Genomic DNA, 17345 nt, shown 5'->3' with positions numbered 1-17345 from the left:
TCGCCGGCCAGACTAGACAGCGAGTCCCAGCCCCTTCGCCACGCCTTCCCCATACCGAGGATCCGCCTTGGCGAAATGCGCGATCTGGCGTTCCTGGATCTCGCGCGGCACCGTCTTCATCGCGTTGACGATGTTCTCGATCAACAGGGCCTGCTGGTCGGCGCTCATGAGGCGGAACAGGTCGCCGGCCTGGGTATAGTCGTCATTGCCGGCGCGATGGTCGTAGCGGTCGGCTTCACCCGACAGCGGCAGCGGCGGTTCGCGGTGCGCCGCATCCTGGCGCGGCGCGCCGGCCACGCTGTTCGGCTCGTAGTTGGCCGCGCCGCCGAAGTTGCCATCGAAGCGCATGGCGCCGTCCCGCTGGTAAGTCCGCACCGGAGCATGAGGGCGGTTGACCGGCAGGGCCTGGTAGTTGGTGCCGACGCGGTACAGGTGGGCGTCATGGTAGGCGAACAGGCGGGCCTGCAGCATCTTGTCGGGGCTGAAGCCCAGTCCGCGCACGATGGACGACGGCGAGAACGCGGCCTGCTCGACCTCGGCGAAATAGTTCTCCGGATTGCGGTTCAGCGTGATCACGCCGACCTCGATCAGCGGGAAGTCCGCGTGGGGCCAGACCTTGGTCAGGTCGAAGGGATCGTAGGGCGTGGCGCGCGCCTGCTCCTCGGTCATGACCTGGATGCAGAAGCGCCACTTGGGATAGTCGCCTCGTTCGATCGCCTCGAACAGGTCGCGCTGGGCGTAGTCCGGGTCCTGGCCCGCAATCCGGGCGGCGTCGCGCGGATGCAGGTTGCGGATGCCCTGCAGGCTGAGCACGTGGTACTTGACCCAGACGCGCCGGCCCGGGGCGTCGATCATGCTGAACGTGTGGCTGCCGAATCCGTGCATGGCGCGATAGCCGTCGGGCGTGCCGCGATCGGAGAACAGGGTGGTGACCTGGTGCAGCGATTCGGGCGACTGCGACCAGAAGTCCCACGTCGCGGTGGGGTTCTTCATGTTGGTGCGCGGGTCGCGCTTCTGGGTGTGGATGAAGTCGGGGAACTTGATGCCGTCGCGGATGAAGAAGACCGGCGTGTTGTTGCCCACCAGGTCCCAGTTGCCTTCGTTGGTATAGAACTTGATGGCGAAGCCGCGCGGGTCGCGCTCGGTGTCGGCCGAACCCTTCTCGCCACCCACGGTGGAGAAGCGGATGAAGACGTCGGTCTTGCGGCCCACCTGCGCGAACAGGTCGGCACTGGTGTAGCGGGTGATGTCGTTGGTCACCTCGAACACGCCGTAGGCGCCCGAGCCCTTGGCATGCACCACGCGCTCGGGGATGCGTTCGCGGTTGAAGTGCTGCAGCTTCTCGACCAGGTGGAAGTCCTCGATCAGCACGGGGCCGCGCGGGCCGGCGGTTTTCGAGTTCTGGTTGTCGGCGACAGGCGCGCCCGTTGCGGTGGTGAGAGTCGTCATTCCTAGCTCCGAATTATCGAGGCCCCACGATAGGCCGCCCAGGTTCATTGGTAAATTGAATTGAATAAATCGCGGCAATAGGTAGTTTCAATGAATGATAAAATGCCGAGTTCGTTCGTGTCCGTCCCGGCGTAGCTTCCCGCCGGCCGGATCTTTTTCCCGGAAGCCGTGTTCGAGGAGAACCAGCGTGAAAAACCTCGTTTCGGTGCCGCTTGCGCACCGTGAACAACCTTGTCCCCACGAAATGGAAGCCATGGCCGGCCCCGCCAGCACGGGGCGCCGCCGCGTCCTGGGCTGGCTGGCGGCGGGCGCGCCCATCGCCGGCGCGGCCCTGGGCGCGCCGCGCCTGGCCTGGGCGGCCGATCCGCTGTCCGTGGGTTTCGTCTACATGTCGCCCATTACCGATGCGGGCTGGACGCGCCAGCACGAGGACGGCCGCCTGGCCATGGTCGCCGCGCTGGGGTCGCGGGTGGCCACGCGCGTGGTCGAGAACGTGCCCGAGAATGCCGACGCCGAGCGGGTGATACGCGATCTCGCGCGCCAGGGCTGCAAGCTCATCTTCACCACGTCCTTCGGCTACATGGACGCGGTGCTGCGGGTGGCGCGCGAGTTCCCGGGCGTGGTGTTCGACCAGGCCTCGGGCTATCGCCTCGCGCGCAACCTGGGAGCCTACAACATCCGCTTCTACGAGGGCCGCTACCTGGCCGGACTGGTGGCGGGGGCGATGACGCGCAGCCATGTCCTGGGCTATGTCGCGGCCCTGCCGATCCCGGAGGTGATCCAGGGCATCAACGCCTTCACGCTGGCCGCGCGCAGCGTCAATCCCAAGGTCCAGGTGCGCGTGGTCTGGACCCAGAACTGGTTCGATCCCCCCCGCGAGCGCGATGCGGCCCAGGCCGCCCTGCGCCAGGGGGCCGACGTGCTGACCAATCACTCGGGATCGTCGGCGGTGGCGCAGGCCGTCGAGGCGGCGGGCGCCTGGATGCTGGGCTATACGTCCGACATGAGCCGCTATGCGCCGACGCGCCAGCTCGGTGCCGTCGTGCACCGCTGGGGCGACCATTACGTCCAGGCTGCGCGCGAAGTGCTGGACGGCACCTGGACCTCGCGGTCCATCATGGGCGGCCTGAAGGACGGCATGATCGCGCTCGAGGCGCTGTCGCCGAAGGTTCCCCAGGCGGTGCGCGCGTCGGTGGACGAGGCGCGCCGGAAGATCGCGGCGGGCGCGCTGCATCCCTTCGGCGGCCGGCTGGTGGACAACCAGGGCAAGGTGCGCCAGCAGTCCGGCGTGCCGAGCCAGAAGGACGTCGACCACATGGACTGGTTCGTCGAGGGCGTGGTGGGCAAGGCGGTGGCCTGAGGGCGCCGCGCGCTCCGGTAAAGTAGCGGGGACGCGTGAACCGCGGGCGGCCGGCGCGGTCCTATCCGGGGCTGCCCGGGCGCGTCGCGCGTGCCGCGGGCCCGCATTGCCCGGGCGCTCGCCTTCGATCCACTTTCTTTCCCGCCGGCCATGACCACCGACATCCGTTCGTTCTCACCGCTGTCCCTCCTGGCCCAGGCCTGGCGCATGACCGTGCGCGACTGGCGCGCCGGGGAACTCAGGCTGCTGGCGATGGCGCTGGTCATCGCCGTGGCCTCGGTTTCCAGCGTGGGCTTCCTGGCCGACCGCATCCGCCAGGCGCTCGAACGCGACGCCGCCCAATTGCTGGGCGGCGACGTCGTGCTGATCTCCGACAATCCGGCCGGCCAGGCGCCGCGCGACGAAGCGCGCCGGCTTGGGCTGTCGGTGACCGAGAACCTGCAGTTCCCGTCCATGGCCAGCGTCGGGACCGGCGACGCCGCGCGTTCGCAACTGGCGGCCTTGAAGGCGGTGCGGCCGGGCTACCCGCTGCGCGGCAGTCTGCGCGTGGCCGACGGCCCCACCGCGCCCGATGAACCGACGCGCGAGATTCCCGCGCCCGGGACCGCCTGGGTGGACCCGCAGCTGCTGTCGCTGCTGGACGTGCGCGTGGGCGACGACCTGCAGCTGGGCGACCGGCATTTCCGCATCGCCCGGGTGATCACGGTGGAACCCGACCGCGGCATGAACTTCATCAACGTGGCGCCGCGGGTCATGATCCGCGAGGACGATCTGGCGTCGACCGGACTGGTGACTTTCGGCAGCCGCATCACCTACCGCCTGCTGGCGGCGGGGCAGCCGGCGGCGGCGCGCGAGTATGCCGCCTGGCTGCAGGCCCATCCGCAGCGCGGCCAGCGCGTGGAAACGCTGGACTCCGGCCGGCCCGAGATGCGCCGCACCATCGATCGGGCGCAGCAGTTCCTGTCGCTGGTGGCGCTGCTGGCGGCCTTGATCGCGGCGGTGGCCGTCGCGCTGGCCGCGCGGCGCTTCACGCTGCGGCATTTCGACAGCGTGGCGGTCATGCGCTGCCTGGGGGCGACGCAGGCCACGCTGACCGGGCTGTTCGCCGCCGAGTTCCTGATCATCGCGCTGGGGGCGGCCGCCGTCGGCAGCGCGCTCGGCTATGCCGCGCACGAAGGCCTGATCGCCGCGCTGGGCGGCCTGATCACGTCCGACCTGCCGCGCGCCGGGCCGCTGCCCGCGATACAGGGATTCCTGGCCGGTGTCTGGCTGCTGATGGGCTTCGCGCTGCCGCCGCTGGCCCAGTTGCGCCACGTCGCGCCCGCCCGCGTACTGCGCCGGGACACCGGCGTCGCTCCGGTGCGGACCGCGCTGGGCTATGGCGTGGGCGCGGTGGGCTTCGCGCTGCTGCTGCTCTGGTTCGCGCGCGACCTGAAGCTGGGCCTGATGGTTGCCGGGGGATTTCTGGGCGGCTTCCTGCTGTTCTCCGGCATCTCGTGGCTGGGGCTGCGCTGGCTGGAGCCGCTGCGGCAATGGCAGCGCGGGCCGGTGGCCCTGCGTTTCGCGCTGGCAGGCGTGGTCCGCCGCCGCGGCGCCACGGTGGCGCAGATCTGCGCGTTGGCGGTGGGGCTGATGGCGATCCTGCTGCTGTCCATCACGCGCGGCGATCTGGTCGAGGGCTGGCGCGGCGCCGCGCCGCCCGATGCGCCCAACCGCTTCCTGATCAACATCCAGCCGGATCAGCGCGAGGCGGTTACGCAGCGCCTGGCGCAGGCGGGGCTGGGCCACGTGCAGCTCTACCCGATGATCCGCGGGCGGCTGATCGAGATCAACGGGCGCGCGGTCGGGCCGGCCGACTACCAGGACGATCGCGCGCAGCGGCTGGTGGACCGGGAGTTCAACCTGTCCTACATGGACCAGTTGCCGGGCCACAACCGCGACGTGGCCGGCCGCTGGCTGGATCCCGACGCCGCCGAGGTGTCGATGGAGCAGGGCATCGCGAAGACCCTGGGCGTGAACCTGGGCGACATGCTGCGGTTCGACATCGCCGGCAACGCGGTCGACGTGAAGGTGACCGGCCTGCGGGCGGTGGACTGGGATTCCATGCAGGTGAACTTCTTCGCCATCCTGTCGCCGGCGGCGTTGCGCGACATGCCGCAGAGCTGGATCACCGCGCTGCACCTGCCGCCCGAGAAGGCGGACCTGTCCAACGCGCTGATCCGGGAATTTCCCAACCTGACCATCTTCGATACCAGCGCCATCCTGAGACAGGTGCAGGACGTGCTGGAGCAGGTAGTGGCGGCGGTACAGTTCCTGTTCCTGTTCACGCTGGCCGCCGGCTGCCTGGTGCTGTATGCGGCGCTGGCCTCCACCCGCGACGAGCGGGTGCGCGAGGCCGGGCTGCTGCGCGCGCTGGGGGCCACGCGCCGCCAGCTGTCGCTGGCGCAATGGCTGGAGCTGGCCGCCATAGGCGGCGCGGCGGGCGTGCTGGCCGCCGCCGGCGCGTCGGTGATCGCATGGCTGCTGGCCCGCCATGTGTTCAACTTCGCGCTGACGCCCAATCCGTGGGTGTGGGCGATCGGGCTGCTGGTGGGCGTGGCGTGCGCCTGGGCGGGGGGATGGATGGGCCTGCGCGGCGTGCTGCGCCAGCCGCCGCTGGCGACCCTCAGGGAGGTATAGCCCCCCCTGCGCGCTTCGCGCGCCCCGGCAAAGCCGGATCCGCCGTGCCCGCGCAACTACCAGGCTGATGAGAGGGCGGTGTTTTTTCCGCTTCTCGATGGAAACGACATGAACGACAAGACGATATTGATACGCGAGCCCGAGGAACCGGCTCCGGCCGGCCAGACCCTGTTCGACGTGATAGGCGGCGAAGCGCGCGTGCGCGAACTGGTCGACCGGTTCTACGACCTGATGGACCTGGACGCCGACCTGGCCGAGCTGCGTGCCGCGCATGGCCCGTCGCTGGACCAGGCCAGGGAGAAGCTGTTCTGGTTCCTGTGCGGCTGGATGGGCGGCCCCGATTACTACATTCGCCGCTTCGGCCATCCCCGCCTGCGGGCACGCCATCTGCCGTTCTCGATCGGCACCACGGAGCGCGACCAGTGGGTGGTCTGCATGGGCCGGGCGATGCAGCAGGTCGGCGTCGAGCCGGCGTTGGCCGACAAGCTGCTGGCCTCGTTCTACAACACGGCGGACTGGATGCGGAACCGGCCGGAGTAGGCCGGGCTCAGGCGCCGCCGCCGGGTCTTTCCCAGGGCGGCGTGCCGCCCAGGTGTTCGCGCAGCCAGGCCAGCAGCAGCTCCATGCGCGGCAAGGCGCGCTTGCGGGCCGGGATCAGGGCCTTGAGCCAGACGTCCTGCAAGGGGTGGTCCTCGAGCAGCGACACCAGGCTGCCGTCCGCCAGCGCGCTCCGCGCGACATAGGTGGGCAGCACGGCGATGCCGTTGCCGGCGCGGGCGGAGGCATACAGCACGTAGTTGTCGTTGGCGCCCAGGCGCGCGGGCACGTCGACGCTGATGGGGCCGCTTGCGCTGTTGAAGTGCCAGCTGTGGCCGGTGGGGTTGAATACCAGGCAGTCGTGGTCGGCCAGGTCGCGCGGATGGCGGGGGGCGGGCCGGCGCGCCAGGTAGTCGGGCGCGGCGCAGACGACCTGGCGCAGCGGGCACAGCGGCTCGTCCACCACGCCCTCGTAGCTGTCGGCGCGGCCGCTGACCGAGATGTCGAAGCCTTCCTCCGCGGGATTGGCCGACCGGTCCAGCAGCGCGACTTCCAGGGTCAGCCGTTCGTGGCGGCGCTGGAAGGCCGCGAGGATGTCGGCCAGGTACAGCACCGTGAGCGAGGTCGGGGCCCGCAGCCGGATGTGGCCGTCCAGCGCGTCCTGGTCGCGCTTGAGTTCCGAGGCGATGTCGTCGAAATCGCTGACCAGCGCGCGTGCCCGGGCGTGGAACTTGTGGCCGGCCTCGGTCAGCGTCACGCGGCGGCTGGAGCGCTCGAACAGGCGCGTGCCCAGGGTCCATTCGAGATGGCCGATGCGCTTGGCGACGACCGAGGGCACCGTGTCGAGCTGGCGCGCCGCTTCCGAGAAATTGCCGCCGCGCACCGTGGCGAGGAAAGCGCGCAGGTTGGCCAGGGTATCCATCTTCTTTTCCAAAACGCGAAAGCTGGTTCGTCGAATTAGACCAGATAATCCGTTTTGAAATAGATAACATGTCCGCATTCTCTGAACGACAAGGTGAAGCAATGACAGCGGCACATCCGGCCAGCGTGACCGAACCCGCGCGGCAGACTCCCGTGCTGGGCGAATTCGACGTGGTGGTGCTGGGCGGCGGGCCCGCCGGGATGACGGCGGCCGCGGCGGCGGCGCGCCATGGTTGCCGCACCCTGTTGATCGAACGCTACGGGTTCCTGGGCGGCATGGGCACGGCCGCCGGCGTGACCAATTTTTGCGGCCTGCACGCCAACGTCTTCGGCGACAACCGGCGCGTGGTGCACGGCCTGGCGGACGAGCTGCTGGCCACGCTGGAAGGGCTGAGCGGGCTGTGCGAGCCGCACCGCATGTTCCAGGACAAGATCATGGCGCAGGCCTACGACAACGCGGCCTACAAGCTGGCGGCCGATGACCTGGTGGTCTCCAGCGGCAGCCAGTTGCTGTTTCATGCGCAGGCGGCCGGTGTGCTGATGCGTTCGCCCGGCGAGATCGCCGCGCTGCTGGTCGAGACCAAGTCCGGCCGTGCCGCCGCGGTCGGCAGGGTCTATATCGATTGCTCGGGCGACGGCGACATGGCGGCCGCGGCGGGCGTGCCCTACGAGAAAGGCGACGGCCACGGCGGCATGCTGTATCCGTCGACCATGTTCCGCGTCAACAACGTCGATCCGGCCCGCGCCGGCAGGGCCTGGGAACATTTCGGCCGCCTGATGGAGGAAGCCGCGCGCAACGGCCGCCGCTTCGCACGCAAGACGCCCATCGTGCGGCCGCAAAGGAATCCGGTCGAATGGCGCGCCAACGTGACCCAGCTCAGCAATCCGGACGGGACCGCGATCGACGGCACCGACGCCTGGCAATTGAGCGAGGGCGAACTGCAGGGCCGGCGCCAGGCCCGCGACTTCTTCGAGTTCCTGCGCGAGTACGCGCCCGGCTTCGACGCCTCGTACATCCTGGAGATCGCGCCGCAGGTGGGCATACGCGAGACGCGCCGCATCGTCGGCGAATACCAGCTGACCGAGGACGACGTGCTGGGCTGCGCGAGCTTCGAGGACACCATAGGCGTGAACGGCTGGCCGGTCGAGGCCCACGTCGCCGGCGACATCGTGTTCAAGTTCGTCGACGTGCCCAATGTGCGGGGCTTCAACCACCTGCCGTACCGCATGCTGCTGCCGCTGGGCGTGGACAACCTGCTGGTGGCGGGGCGCTGCGCCTCGATGACCCACATGGGCCAGTCAGCCGCGCGCGTGACCGGTCCGTGTTTCGCCATGGGCCAGGCGGCCGGCACGGCGGCGGCCCTGTCGCTGCGCGCCGGCGTGGCGCCGCGCCGGCTGGACGTGGCCGCCTTGCAGCAGGTCCTGGAGCGGGACGGGGCCTACCTGGGCCGGGACATGTAGCGGCGGCGCCGGGCGAGATCAGGCGCGGCCGCCGATGAAGCCGGTGGCGTTGATCTCGACCTTCAGGGCGGGCGTGGCGAGTCCCGTCACCTCGACCAGGGTGCAGCAGGGGAAGTCGCCGGTGAAGAATTCCTTGCGCGCCCGCCAGACCTCCTGTCTTTCCTCGATCCGGGTCACGAACACGTTGAGCTGGATGATGTCGTCCATGGCGGCGCCGCACGCCTCGACCAGGTGCCGGATCTTCTGGAAGGTCCGCCGCGATTGGTCGTACATGCTGCCGTCGCCTTCCACGCCACCGGAAAGATCGTGGGCGGTCATGCCCGAGATGAAGAACTGCCCGTTGTGGACCTTGCAGTTGGTCCAGGTCTGGGGCGGCGCGGCCTTGACTTCGGGCGCATGGATGCTTTTCATGGCTGGGGACTCTCCTGTGGTGGACGCGAGGCTTCAGGCCACCGCGTCGGCCTGCGTGGAAGGATGCGCCGCGGCGAAGGGCGGCAGTGATTCGCAGCGCCGCGCGATGGCGGCGAGCCGGGGATAGGGGCGCAGGTCGCAGCCGAACCGGCGCGCGTTGTAGAGCTGGGGCACCAGGCAGACGTCGGCGAGGCCCGGTTCATCGCCGCAGCAATAGTCGCCATCCCAGCCCCAGTGTTCCAGCGAGGCTTCGAAGGCCTGCAGGCCGGCGGCGATCCAGGTGGCGTACCAGTCGTTGCGGGCGGCCTCGTCCAGGCCCAGGCGCTGTTCCAGATGGCGCAGGACCCGGACGTTGTTCAAGGGATGGATGTCGCAGGCGACGATGTTGGCCAGCATGCGCACGTAGGCGCGTCGGCGGACGTCGGTCGGCAGCAGGGCGGGCGAAGGATGGCGCTCCTCCAGGTATTCGAAGATCGCCATCGACTGGGCCAGTTCGAAATCGCCGTCCTGCAAGGCCGGGACCAGGCCCTGCGGATTGGTGCCGAGAAACGGCGCGGCCCGGTGGTCCATGCGCGGCAGGCTGACGTACTCCGGCCGGTAGGGCAGGCCCTTCCAGTTGAGCATGATGCGCACCCGGTACGAGGTGGACGAACGCCAGTAGGTGTAGAGCGTGAGCATGACGGCGTGTCCCTTCAGCGCCGGTTGCCGGGCGCCCAGGGCAGGAAGCGCCGTTCGAATTCGTCCACGACCGTGAAGAAGATCCAGCCCAGCGCGCCGATGACCACGATGCCGACGAACATCGTTTCGATGTTGAAGGTCTGCCAGGAATCCCAGACCAGGAAGCCGATGCCGCTTTTCGAGCCGACGAACTCGGCGCTGACCAGCACCAGCAGCGACACGCCCAGGCTCAGCCGGATGCCGGCGATGATCATGGGCAGCGCGCCGGGAAGCGCGATGGTCAGGATGCGGCGCAATCGGCCGACCCGGAAGCTGTGGCCGACGTCCCAATAGATGCGTTCGACATTCAATACGCCCGCCGCCGAGTTGATCGCCATGAAGAAAAACACCGCGATCGCCACCAGGACGTACTTGCTGACCTCGCCTATGCCGAAGATCACCATGATCAGCGGGAAGATGGCGATCTTGGGAATGGGGTAGAGCGAGGCGATGACGGGCGACAGCACGGCCCTGACCAGCGGCGAGAGCCCGATGGCGACGCCGGTGAGCACGCCGGGAATGGCGCCCAGCGCGAAGCCTATGCCTATGCGCACCAGCGAGATGCCGACGTGGCGCGCCAGTTCGCCCGACTGCGCCAGCGCCCAGAACGTGCCGGCGATCTGGCTGGGCGACGAGAACAGCCGCGCGTCGACCAGCCCCGCGCGGACCAGGGCTTCCCACGCCGCCAGGATGATCAGGGGCGTGGCGACGGACAGCAGCCGTTCCAGCCGCTGGCGGCGGCGTTCCGCGTGCCCGATGTCGCGCGAGGGTTCGATGGGGATCAGGTCCTCAGCCATGTCCGTCTCCTGTCTGGTCGGACTGGGTTTGCAGGAAGGATTCCTGGATGTGCGCGGCCACCCGCGATGCGAGATCGACATAGGCGCGATCGGCGCGCAGGGCCGCGTACGAACGCGGGCGGGCGAAGGGCGAGGCCAGCGTGGCGCGCACGCCGCCCGGGCGCCCGCCCAGCACGACGATGCGGTCGGCCAGGAGGACCGCCTCGTCGACGGAGTGGGTGATGAAGACGACCGTCTTGCGCGTTTCTTCCCAGATGCGCAGCAGCTCTTCCTGCATGACCGCGCGGTTCTGCTCGTCCAGCGCCGAGAACGGTTCGTCCATCAGCAGGATCTCGGGATCGTTGGCGAACGCCCGGGCGATGGAGACGCGCTGCTTCATGCCGCCCGAGAGCTGGTGCGGGTAGGCGTGGGCGAAGGGCCGCAGGCCCACCTTGTCGAGATAGTAGTCGACCCGCCGCTTCATTTCCGGCTTGGGCATGCCGCTGGAGCGCACGCCGTAGGCGACGTTGTCGTACACGCTCAGCCAGGGAAAGATGGAGTGTTCCTGGAACACCACCGAGGTCAGCGGCCTGCCGGCCGGGGCGGGCCGTACGGCCAGCTTGCCGTCGGTATGCGTGTCCAGGCCGGCCAGGATGCGCAGCAGCGTGGTCTTGCCGCAGCCCGAGGGCCCGACGATGCAGACGAATTCCCCGTTCAGGATGTCGAGATCGACGCCGCGCAAGGCCGTGTATTCGCCCTTGCCGGCCAGAAAGCGCTTGCCCAGGTTTTCCATGACGATCGCGCGCCGGCGTCCGGGGTCCGCCGGCGCGCCGGGGGAAAGCGCGAATTCGGGCATCGCTTTCATCACCGTCTCCTAGGGCGTGAAGGTGGATCCGACCGTCTGGCGGCCGTCGTGGTCGGGATAGGGTTGTTCGCGGTACATGCCCAGCGTCCGCATGACCGGCTCGTCGGTGATGCAGAACAGGATGGCATCGCGGCCGTGCGGATTCACGTGTTCGTGCCAGGCCCAGTTCGGAATGACGAAGACGTCGCCGCGGGCCCAGTCGAAGCGCTGGCCATCGACGATGCTGCTGCCTTCGCCCTCGATCACGTAGTGGACGGTACTGGCCGTGGCGCGATGCGCCCGGGTGTGCTCGGCGGGTCTCAGGAGTTGGGCGCGGCAGGACATCGTCGGCAGGGTGGGGCCGGAGGTCCGGGGGTTGACGTACTCCAGCAGGATGCCGTCGTGGGGGCTGCCGTCTTCGCGGCGCAGGCGTTCGAGGGACTCGCGCATGTCGAGCCAGCGGTAGCGCATGACGGGCTGGGGATCGGGGTCGCCGTCCCAGCCCGCCGGCCGGGCATGGCCGTAGCGGGCCGTCGTATAGCCCTCGGGCCGGGGCGGCGCCGAATCGTCGTCGCCCGGTTCGAACCAGCTTGCCTGCAGCAGGTTGACCAGCGGATAGTCCAGCGCATCCAGCCAGACGATATCGTGTTCCGTGTCGTTCCTGTGCCCATGCCAGGTGCCCGAGGGCGTGAGCAGGAGGTCGTTCTCCTCCATGCGCAGCGGTTCGCCGTGGACGCAGGTGAACACCTCGCCGCCGTGGCTGCGGGCCGCGAACCTGACCGCGCCGGCCTGGTGGCGGTGGGCGGGCGCGCGTTCCCCGGGGCGCACCAGTTGCAGGGCGGTGGCCAGGGTATGGGAGGTCGAGAATTGGGCCCGCAGGTCGGGATTCGTATGTTCCATCGATCGCCGCTCGGCGCCGCGCTCCAGGGTCACGAGATCCCCCGCCCGCATCAGATGGGCAAGTACGTGGTCCCATTTCCACAGGAAGGGCCGGTACGTGACGACAGGCTGCATGGATACGAACTGCGAGACGTATTTCCACGTGGGCACCAGGCGCGCCCGTTCCATGTCGGCATGCAGTTGTTCGAGGCTGTCGGAGGCCATGTCAATTCACTCCTTGCCTGGGGCCCTTGCGGCCCAGGCGATCCAGGGCATGGTCCAGGTAGCGGTAGTCGACCAGGTCGGTCAGCCGGGGCTGCGTCTTGAGCAGCCCCAGCCCCGCGTACCATGCCATGCTGTCCTTGATGGTCTGCAGGTTGAGGTAGCCGTCGGGGTTGAATCCCGGGTAGACCACTTTCTTCAACAGCTCCTGGTTCTTGAAGACTTCGATGTGGCGGCTGAGCGCCCGCTCGGTCACGTCGCGGGAGCCCCGGCCGTCCAGCGAATCGAGGTAGTCGCGGATGCCGCGCACGTAGGCGACCATCCATTTCCTGCCGACGTCGGAATCGGCCTGGGTCAGGCTGGGGCCATAGATGATGCCGGCGATCTGGAATTCGGGCGAGGTCTGGTCGAAGCCCAGCAGGCGCGCGCCGATCTGCCGCTGGGAGACGACCGTGACCAGCGGCTCTATCATCAGCGCGGCGTCCACCGCCTTGTTCGCGAGCGCCGCGACCATGCTGGGAAACGCGAGCTGCTCGAAGCCGACGTCGTTCAGGCCCAATCCGGCGGTGCGCAGCGCCATGTCCAGTTGCAGTTCCATCGGGGAATGGCGCGACGGCGTCGCCACCTTCATGCCCTTGATGTCGCCTATGCCCTTGACCCGGCCGGAATCGACCAGATCCTTGCGCACCACCAGCGCGTTGAACCCGTGGCCGGGAGAGTTGCGTCCCTTGTCGGCGACCAGTTTGAACGGCAGTCCGCGCAGGGCGCCGTTGAACAGCGCCAGCGTGGGTGCGCCGGAGGCGACGTCGAGCTGGCGGGCGCTCAAGGGGGCCACCATGTCGGCGGTGTTGCTGAACGACACGAATTCCACGTCCAGCCCTTCTTCCTTGAAGTAGCCCTGTTCGTATGCGATCAGCGCGGGTGCCTCGGACAGGCTGTCGAGCATGCCGACACGCACCTTGCGCAGCGCCTTGTCCGGCTGAGCGGCAAGCACGCGCGTCCACGGCGGCAGCGTGGCCAAGGCCAGGCCCGACAGGGCGGCCAGCCGGCGCCGCGTGGGCGAGGGGGCGGCGGGAGGAGAACGGCGTCTGGTATTCATGGCGGCTCCTAGGCGAGCGAATGGTCAACCGACCGCGTACGCGGCCCCGTCTGCCCGGGGATCGGCAGCGGCGACGAAACCCCCGGATGGCGCGATCCCCAGTACCTGCGCCGCTCCCAGCATGCCCAGCGACTTGTCGCTGATCGTGTGGCCCAGCGCGCGGAGCCGGTCGACCAGCGTGGCGTCGAGGCGCCGATCGACGCGGATCTCGTAAGGGTGCGCGAGATGGGCGGGGTCGCTGCCGGGAAAGAGTTCCCAGCGCGGCTGGTCCACCGCCTGCCGCAGCGACAGGCCGCGGTTCAGGACGGCGTCGAGGATCTGCAGGTTCCACTGCGGCTGGCCGTCGCCGCCGGCAGTGCCTCCCGCCATGACCAGCCGCCGCTGGCTGTCCAGGGCCATGTAGACGTGCAGCGTGGACATGGTGCGCTTGCCGGGAGCGAGATGGTTGGGCGAGTGGACGTCCGGGGAAAATCCCCGGCCCGCGCGGTTGTTGAGCAGCACCCCCGTGCCGGGCACGACCACGCCCGCGCCGAACGGCGTCGAGATGCTGGTGATGTAGCTCGCCACGTTGCCCCGCGCATCGGCCGCCACGAAGCAGGTGGTGTCGCCGCTGCCGAGCGACCAGCGGGCGCGCGGCAGCGCCGTGGCGGCGCGCGACCGGTCGATGGCGGCGGCGATCCGGTCCAGGCGCGGCGCCGCCAGCAGTTGAGGCAGCGGATTCTCGGTGAAACGGGGGTCCCCCAGGAAGTCGTTGCGGTCGGCAAAGGCATGCTTGAGCGCCTCGATCATGCAATGCGCGCGCAGAGCACCATCATCCGCGGGGAGATTCAGCCGGTCCAGGATGCCCAGGGCCTGCAGCAGGACGGTGCCCTGGGCGACGGGCGGGTTGCTGAGCACCCATCCGTCGCCGTAGGGAACCTGGATCGGCGCGGCGGCCTCGGCGAACACACCGTCGAAGTCCGATTCGCGGAAGGGACCGCCTGTCTGGCGGCTGAGTTCGACCAGGCGGGCGCCCAGGCCCGCGCCATAGAAATCGTCGCGGCCGCGCGTGGCCAGGCGTTCCAGCGTGCGCGCGAGGTCGGGTTGCCGCAGCGATTCGCCTTCGCGCGGCACGCGTCCGTCTATCAACAAGGCCTGGCGCGCGCCGGGATCGGCCGCCAGGAGCGCTTCGTTCAGGGCGAAGAACCTGGCGCAGAAGTGCGGGGTCTCGCATCCCCGCTCCGCGAGTTCGATCGCGGGCGCCAGCAGCTCGCCGAAGGACAGCCTGCCGCTGGCATGGCGGTCGTAGGCCAGGCACATCGCATCCACCGCGCCGGGAACCGAGGCCGAGCCCAGGCCGCGCATGGGCAGGGGGCGCGCCGGGTCGTCCGCGGCCGCCGCGGGCGCCGGGCCCGCGCCGTTGATCGAGGTGATCCGGCCCGTCGCGGCGTCGTACCAGAGGATGAAGCTGTCGCCCCCCAGGCCGCTCATCATCGGCTGCGCCACGCCCAGCGCCGCCGCCATCGCGATGGCGGCGTCCATGGCGTTGCCGCCGCGTTCGAGCATGGTCCGGCCGGCCGCGCTGGCCGCCGCATGGGCGCTGGCCACGACGCCGCGCCCGGCGGCCGACAGCGGCCGGGGCGGCGATACCGACGTAGCGGGTTCAGACAGTTGCATGGGAGCCTCGCGTCGCGGCGGCCGCCTCGATGAACTCCGGGGCGATCCACGCCTGCAGGTCAAAGTCCTTTTCCAGCAGCCCCAGGCCGAGCAGGAAGTCTTTCTGGGCGGCGACCGCCTGGATATGGGCGGGGTCGAGCACCGGCGCGAGCCTGGCCGCGACATCGTCGCCATGGGCCGCGACCAGCCATTCCTTCGTGGTTCCTACGTCCTCGGACAGAATGGCGGCTGCGCCCGAAGGCTGGGCGCGGGCCCAGTCGGCGGCGTCGAACAAGGCCGCCAGGTAACGGACAACCAGATCGGGTTGGGTACGTGCCAGGCGTCCATCCACGGTCAGGATCGCGGGCACCTGGTTGTTGCTGCGCAGCGCCGGAGACGGCGCGGCACCGATGTCGACCACGACCTGGGCGCCCAGGAATGCGGTCAGCTGCGCGCCGGCCGGGCTGGCGGTATAGATGGCGTCGACTTCGCCGCGCGCCAGGGCCAGGGCTTCGCGGCTCTGCCGCCGGGCCCGGGGCGCGCCGTGCCACAGCGAGCCGCGCTGCGAGGCGCCGCCCGTGGGAATCTGGCCCTCGTGGATGGGCAGCGCGACGAATTCCACGTCGGTGGGCGCCAGGCCGGCAAGCTGGAGCGCGCTGTGATAGCCGCGCAGGCACATCGCCCGCCAGTAGTCGATCTGTTCGCCCGGCCGGCAGGGGACGCCCAGGCGCCTGCCGCGCAGGTCGCCGCCGTCGCGGATGCCGCTGTCGGGCAGGGCGATCACCGCCTGGTATTCATCGATCCAGCCGGTGGCGATGACGAGGGTGTCGGCGCCGCGCGCACGGCTCCAGATCGGCGGGATCATGCCGCCCTGGCGGAACAGCCCGGGCTGGCCGTGATCGAAATGGGCCTCGCGGACCTGGTGGTCGAGCGAGGCGTTGAGCGATTGCACGGCGATGCCCAGCGGCGCGAACGCGGCGTCGAGCAGGCCGCGTTCGATGGCCACTCCCGATGCGGTCGGCAGCGGGCAGCGCGTGTACCACAGCGTCCGGGCGGCGGGCATGTCAGCGTGCTCCGCCCGCCGTCGCCGTGTCGAAATCGAACAGGCGCGAGGCGTTCTGGTGGAACATCTTCTCCAGCAGCGCGGGGCTCAGGTCGTCCCGTTCCTCGTATTCCTCGGCGATGCTGTCGTGCGCGGCCTCGTCGAAGTGCGGCATGTCGCTCGATACCAGCAGCGCCTGTTCGCCCAGCACCGAGGCCGCGTAGTTGATGTCGTCGTCGGGTTCGCTGCCGACGTGGATGCGGCCGCTGGCGAAGTAGTCGGCGGCGTTGGCCTTGCCGCCGCGTTCGATGGTGCGCAGCGCGGCGGCCATCCAGGTGCATCCGCCGCCTTCCAGGAAGGCCCATTTCAGGCGCGGGAAATCGTCGAGCAGCGTGCCTTCCATCAGGTTGTAGAAGGCGTACTGGACGGTCAGGGTGCTGAGCAGTCGCCGGGAGTAGGGCGGATAGAAGGTCTTGCGCTCGGCCGGCGGGTGGGTCAGGCCGTCGAACATGCCGTACATGGCGGGCGACCCCAGGCCCAGGTGCACGACGATGGGCAGTCCCTGGCGTTCGGCTTCGGCGAAGATGGGGTAGTGCCGGGGATCGTCCATGGGGCGGTCCCACTCCAGGCCGCGGGCCAGGACGCTGACCGCGCCGCCCAGCTTGCGCACGCGGCGGATTTCCTCGACCGCGACGTCCGGCTGGCGATACGGCACGACGGCATTGAAGAAGATGCGTCCGCCCGACTCGGCGCAGGCGCGGGCCATGAAGGTGTTGTAGCTGCGGATCAGCGCGGCTTCGAGATCGGGATCCTCGCTCAGGGTCGAGAGCACGAACGACGGATGGACGATCTGCTTGCCGACTTTCATCCTGTCCATGGCGGCCACGCGCGCCGGCACGTCGGTGATCTGCTGGACGCCCGGCGAGAAGGTCTTGCGCGCCGCCATGGCGTTGCCGGCGATGGGGGTGGCGCCGAAATGGCGCAGTTTCCGGTCGATGACCCAGAAGGTGTTCCAGTCCTGGAAGCCCGTGTCCGTGGGGGCGGCGAAAGGCAGGGGCCGGCGGGCGTGGTAGGCGGGATCGAGATGGGCCCAGGTCGCTTCGGATTCGATGACGTGGGAATCGGTATCGATGATCATGGGAGGCCTGCTCCGGGTGAGGGAAATATCATGTTGATCAATATTGCTTGAGCGTGATTCAAATCAATATATGATGTCCCCCAGGCCGATCCATGCTGCTGGACGGGGTGCCCGAATGGAACATGATTGGCCAAGCATAGACCAGGCCATTCCGCGGGTAGAAGTTGATTTATTG

General features: G+C 69.3%; 15 protein-coding genes. 4 read left to right on the top strand and 11 right to left on the bottom strand.

Features of this window, described 5'->3' with window-relative positions; all coding sequences use genetic code 11:
- Positions 1–12 precede the first annotated feature (12 nt).
- Positions 13–1449: a catalase gene (locus EGT29_RS16880; protein WP_124690069.1), complete on the bottom strand. Its 1437-nt coding sequence runs from the start codon at positions 1447–1449 to the stop codon at positions 13–15.
- Between the two features lie 187 nt (positions 1450–1636).
- Here EGT29_RS16880 and EGT29_RS16875 point away from each other — a divergent pair, with 187 nt between their 5' ends.
- From EGT29_RS16875 to EGT29_RS16865, 3 genes are all read left to right on the top strand, one after another.
- Positions 1637–2809 carry a BMP family ABC transporter substrate-binding protein gene (locus tag EGT29_RS16875; protein ID WP_238160038.1) on the top strand — a complete coding sequence of 391 codons (1173 nt, stop codon included), beginning with the start codon at positions 1637–1639 and terminating at the stop codon, positions 2807–2809.
- 150 nt (positions 2810–2959) lie between these two features.
- Complete coding sequence (locus EGT29_RS16870; protein ID WP_238160036.1) at positions 2960–5488, top strand: ABC transporter permease; 2529 nt, start codon at positions 2960–2962, stop codon at positions 5486–5488.
- Between the two features lie 108 nt (positions 5489–5596).
- The gene (locus tag EGT29_RS16865) at positions 5597–6028 is read left to right on the top strand and encodes a group II truncated hemoglobin (RefSeq protein WP_124690068.1); all 432 of its coding nucleotides are present in this window, start codon (positions 5597–5599) and stop codon (positions 6026–6028) included.
- 7 nt (positions 6029–6035) lie between these two features.
- On the opposite strand, the gene EGT29_RS16860 is transcribed toward EGT29_RS16865, so the two are convergent.
- Positions 6036–6947, bottom strand: coding sequence for a LysR family transcriptional regulator (locus tag EGT29_RS16860; RefSeq protein WP_124690067.1), 912 nt, complete (start codon positions 6945–6947; stop codon positions 6036–6038).
- Between the two features lie 101 nt (positions 6948–7048).
- Between EGT29_RS16860 and EGT29_RS16855 the strand changes: the two genes are divergently transcribed.
- The gene (locus EGT29_RS16855) at positions 7049–8407 is read left to right on the top strand and encodes an FAD-dependent oxidoreductase (protein ID WP_124690066.1); all 1359 of its coding nucleotides are present in this window, start codon (positions 7049–7051) and stop codon (positions 8405–8407) included.
- Positions 8408–8425: 18 nt separating this feature from the next.
- Here EGT29_RS16855 and EGT29_RS16850 read toward each other — a convergent pair whose 3' ends face one another.
- From EGT29_RS16850 to EGT29_RS16815, 9 genes are read right to left on the bottom strand one after another with little or no spacing between them, the layout of a single operon-like run.
- A complete protein-coding gene (locus EGT29_RS16850) occupies positions 8426–8818 on the bottom strand; it encodes a RidA family protein (protein ID WP_124690065.1) in 393 nt (130 codons plus the stop codon).
- Positions 8819–8851: 33 nt separating this feature from the next.
- A complete protein-coding gene (gene maiA, locus EGT29_RS16845; protein WP_124690064.1) occupies positions 8852–9496 on the bottom strand; it encodes a maleylacetoacetate isomerase in 645 nt (214 codons plus the stop codon).
- 14 nt (positions 9497–9510) lie between these two features.
- Positions 9511–10332: an ABC transporter permease gene (locus EGT29_RS16840; RefSeq protein WP_161567851.1), complete on the bottom strand. Its 822-nt coding sequence runs from the start codon at positions 10330–10332 to the stop codon at positions 9511–9513.
- Entirely contained in the window at positions 10325–11176 is an 852-nt protein-coding gene (locus EGT29_RS16835; protein WP_238160032.1) for an ABC transporter ATP-binding protein, read from the bottom strand. The genes EGT29_RS16840 and EGT29_RS16835 overlap by 8 nt, the downstream gene beginning before the upstream one ends.
- A gap of 9 nt (positions 11177–11185) precedes the next feature.
- Positions 11186–12259 carry a cupin domain-containing protein gene (locus tag EGT29_RS16830; protein ID WP_124690062.1) on the bottom strand — a complete coding sequence of 358 codons (1074 nt, stop codon included), beginning with the start codon at positions 12257–12259 and terminating at the stop codon, positions 11186–11188.
- Between the two features lies 1 nt (position 12260).
- On the bottom strand, positions 12261–13355 hold the full coding sequence (locus EGT29_RS16825; RefSeq protein WP_124690061.1) for an ABC transporter substrate-binding protein: 1095 nt from the start codon (positions 13353–13355) through the stop codon (positions 12261–12263).
- A 24-nt stretch (positions 13356–13379) separates the two neighbouring features.
- On the bottom strand, positions 13380–15011 hold the full coding sequence (locus EGT29_RS16820; RefSeq protein ID WP_161567850.1) for a gamma-glutamyltransferase family protein: 1632 nt from the start codon (positions 15009–15011) through the stop codon (positions 13380–13382).
- Positions 14998–16053, bottom strand: coding sequence for an ABC transporter substrate-binding protein (locus EGT29_RS28500; protein ID WP_161567849.1), 1056 nt, complete (start codon positions 16051–16053; stop codon positions 14998–15000). Before EGT29_RS28500 ends, EGT29_RS16820 begins: the two co-directional genes overlap by 14 nt.
- A gap of 1 nt (position 16054) precedes the next feature.
- Positions 16055–17170: an amidohydrolase family protein gene (locus EGT29_RS16815; protein ID WP_124690059.1), complete on the bottom strand. Its 1116-nt coding sequence runs from the start codon at positions 17168–17170 to the stop codon at positions 16055–16057.
- Positions 17171–17345 lie beyond the last annotated feature (175 nt).

Source organism: Pigmentiphaga sp. H8, from assembly GCF_003854895.1.
In the GTDB taxonomy this organism is placed as follows: domain Bacteria; phylum Pseudomonadota; class Gammaproteobacteria; order Burkholderiales; family Burkholderiaceae_B; genus Pigmentiphaga.
The sequence above is the reverse complement of the archived record's forward strand: the minus strand, read 5'-3'. Positions and strand labels throughout refer to the sequence as shown.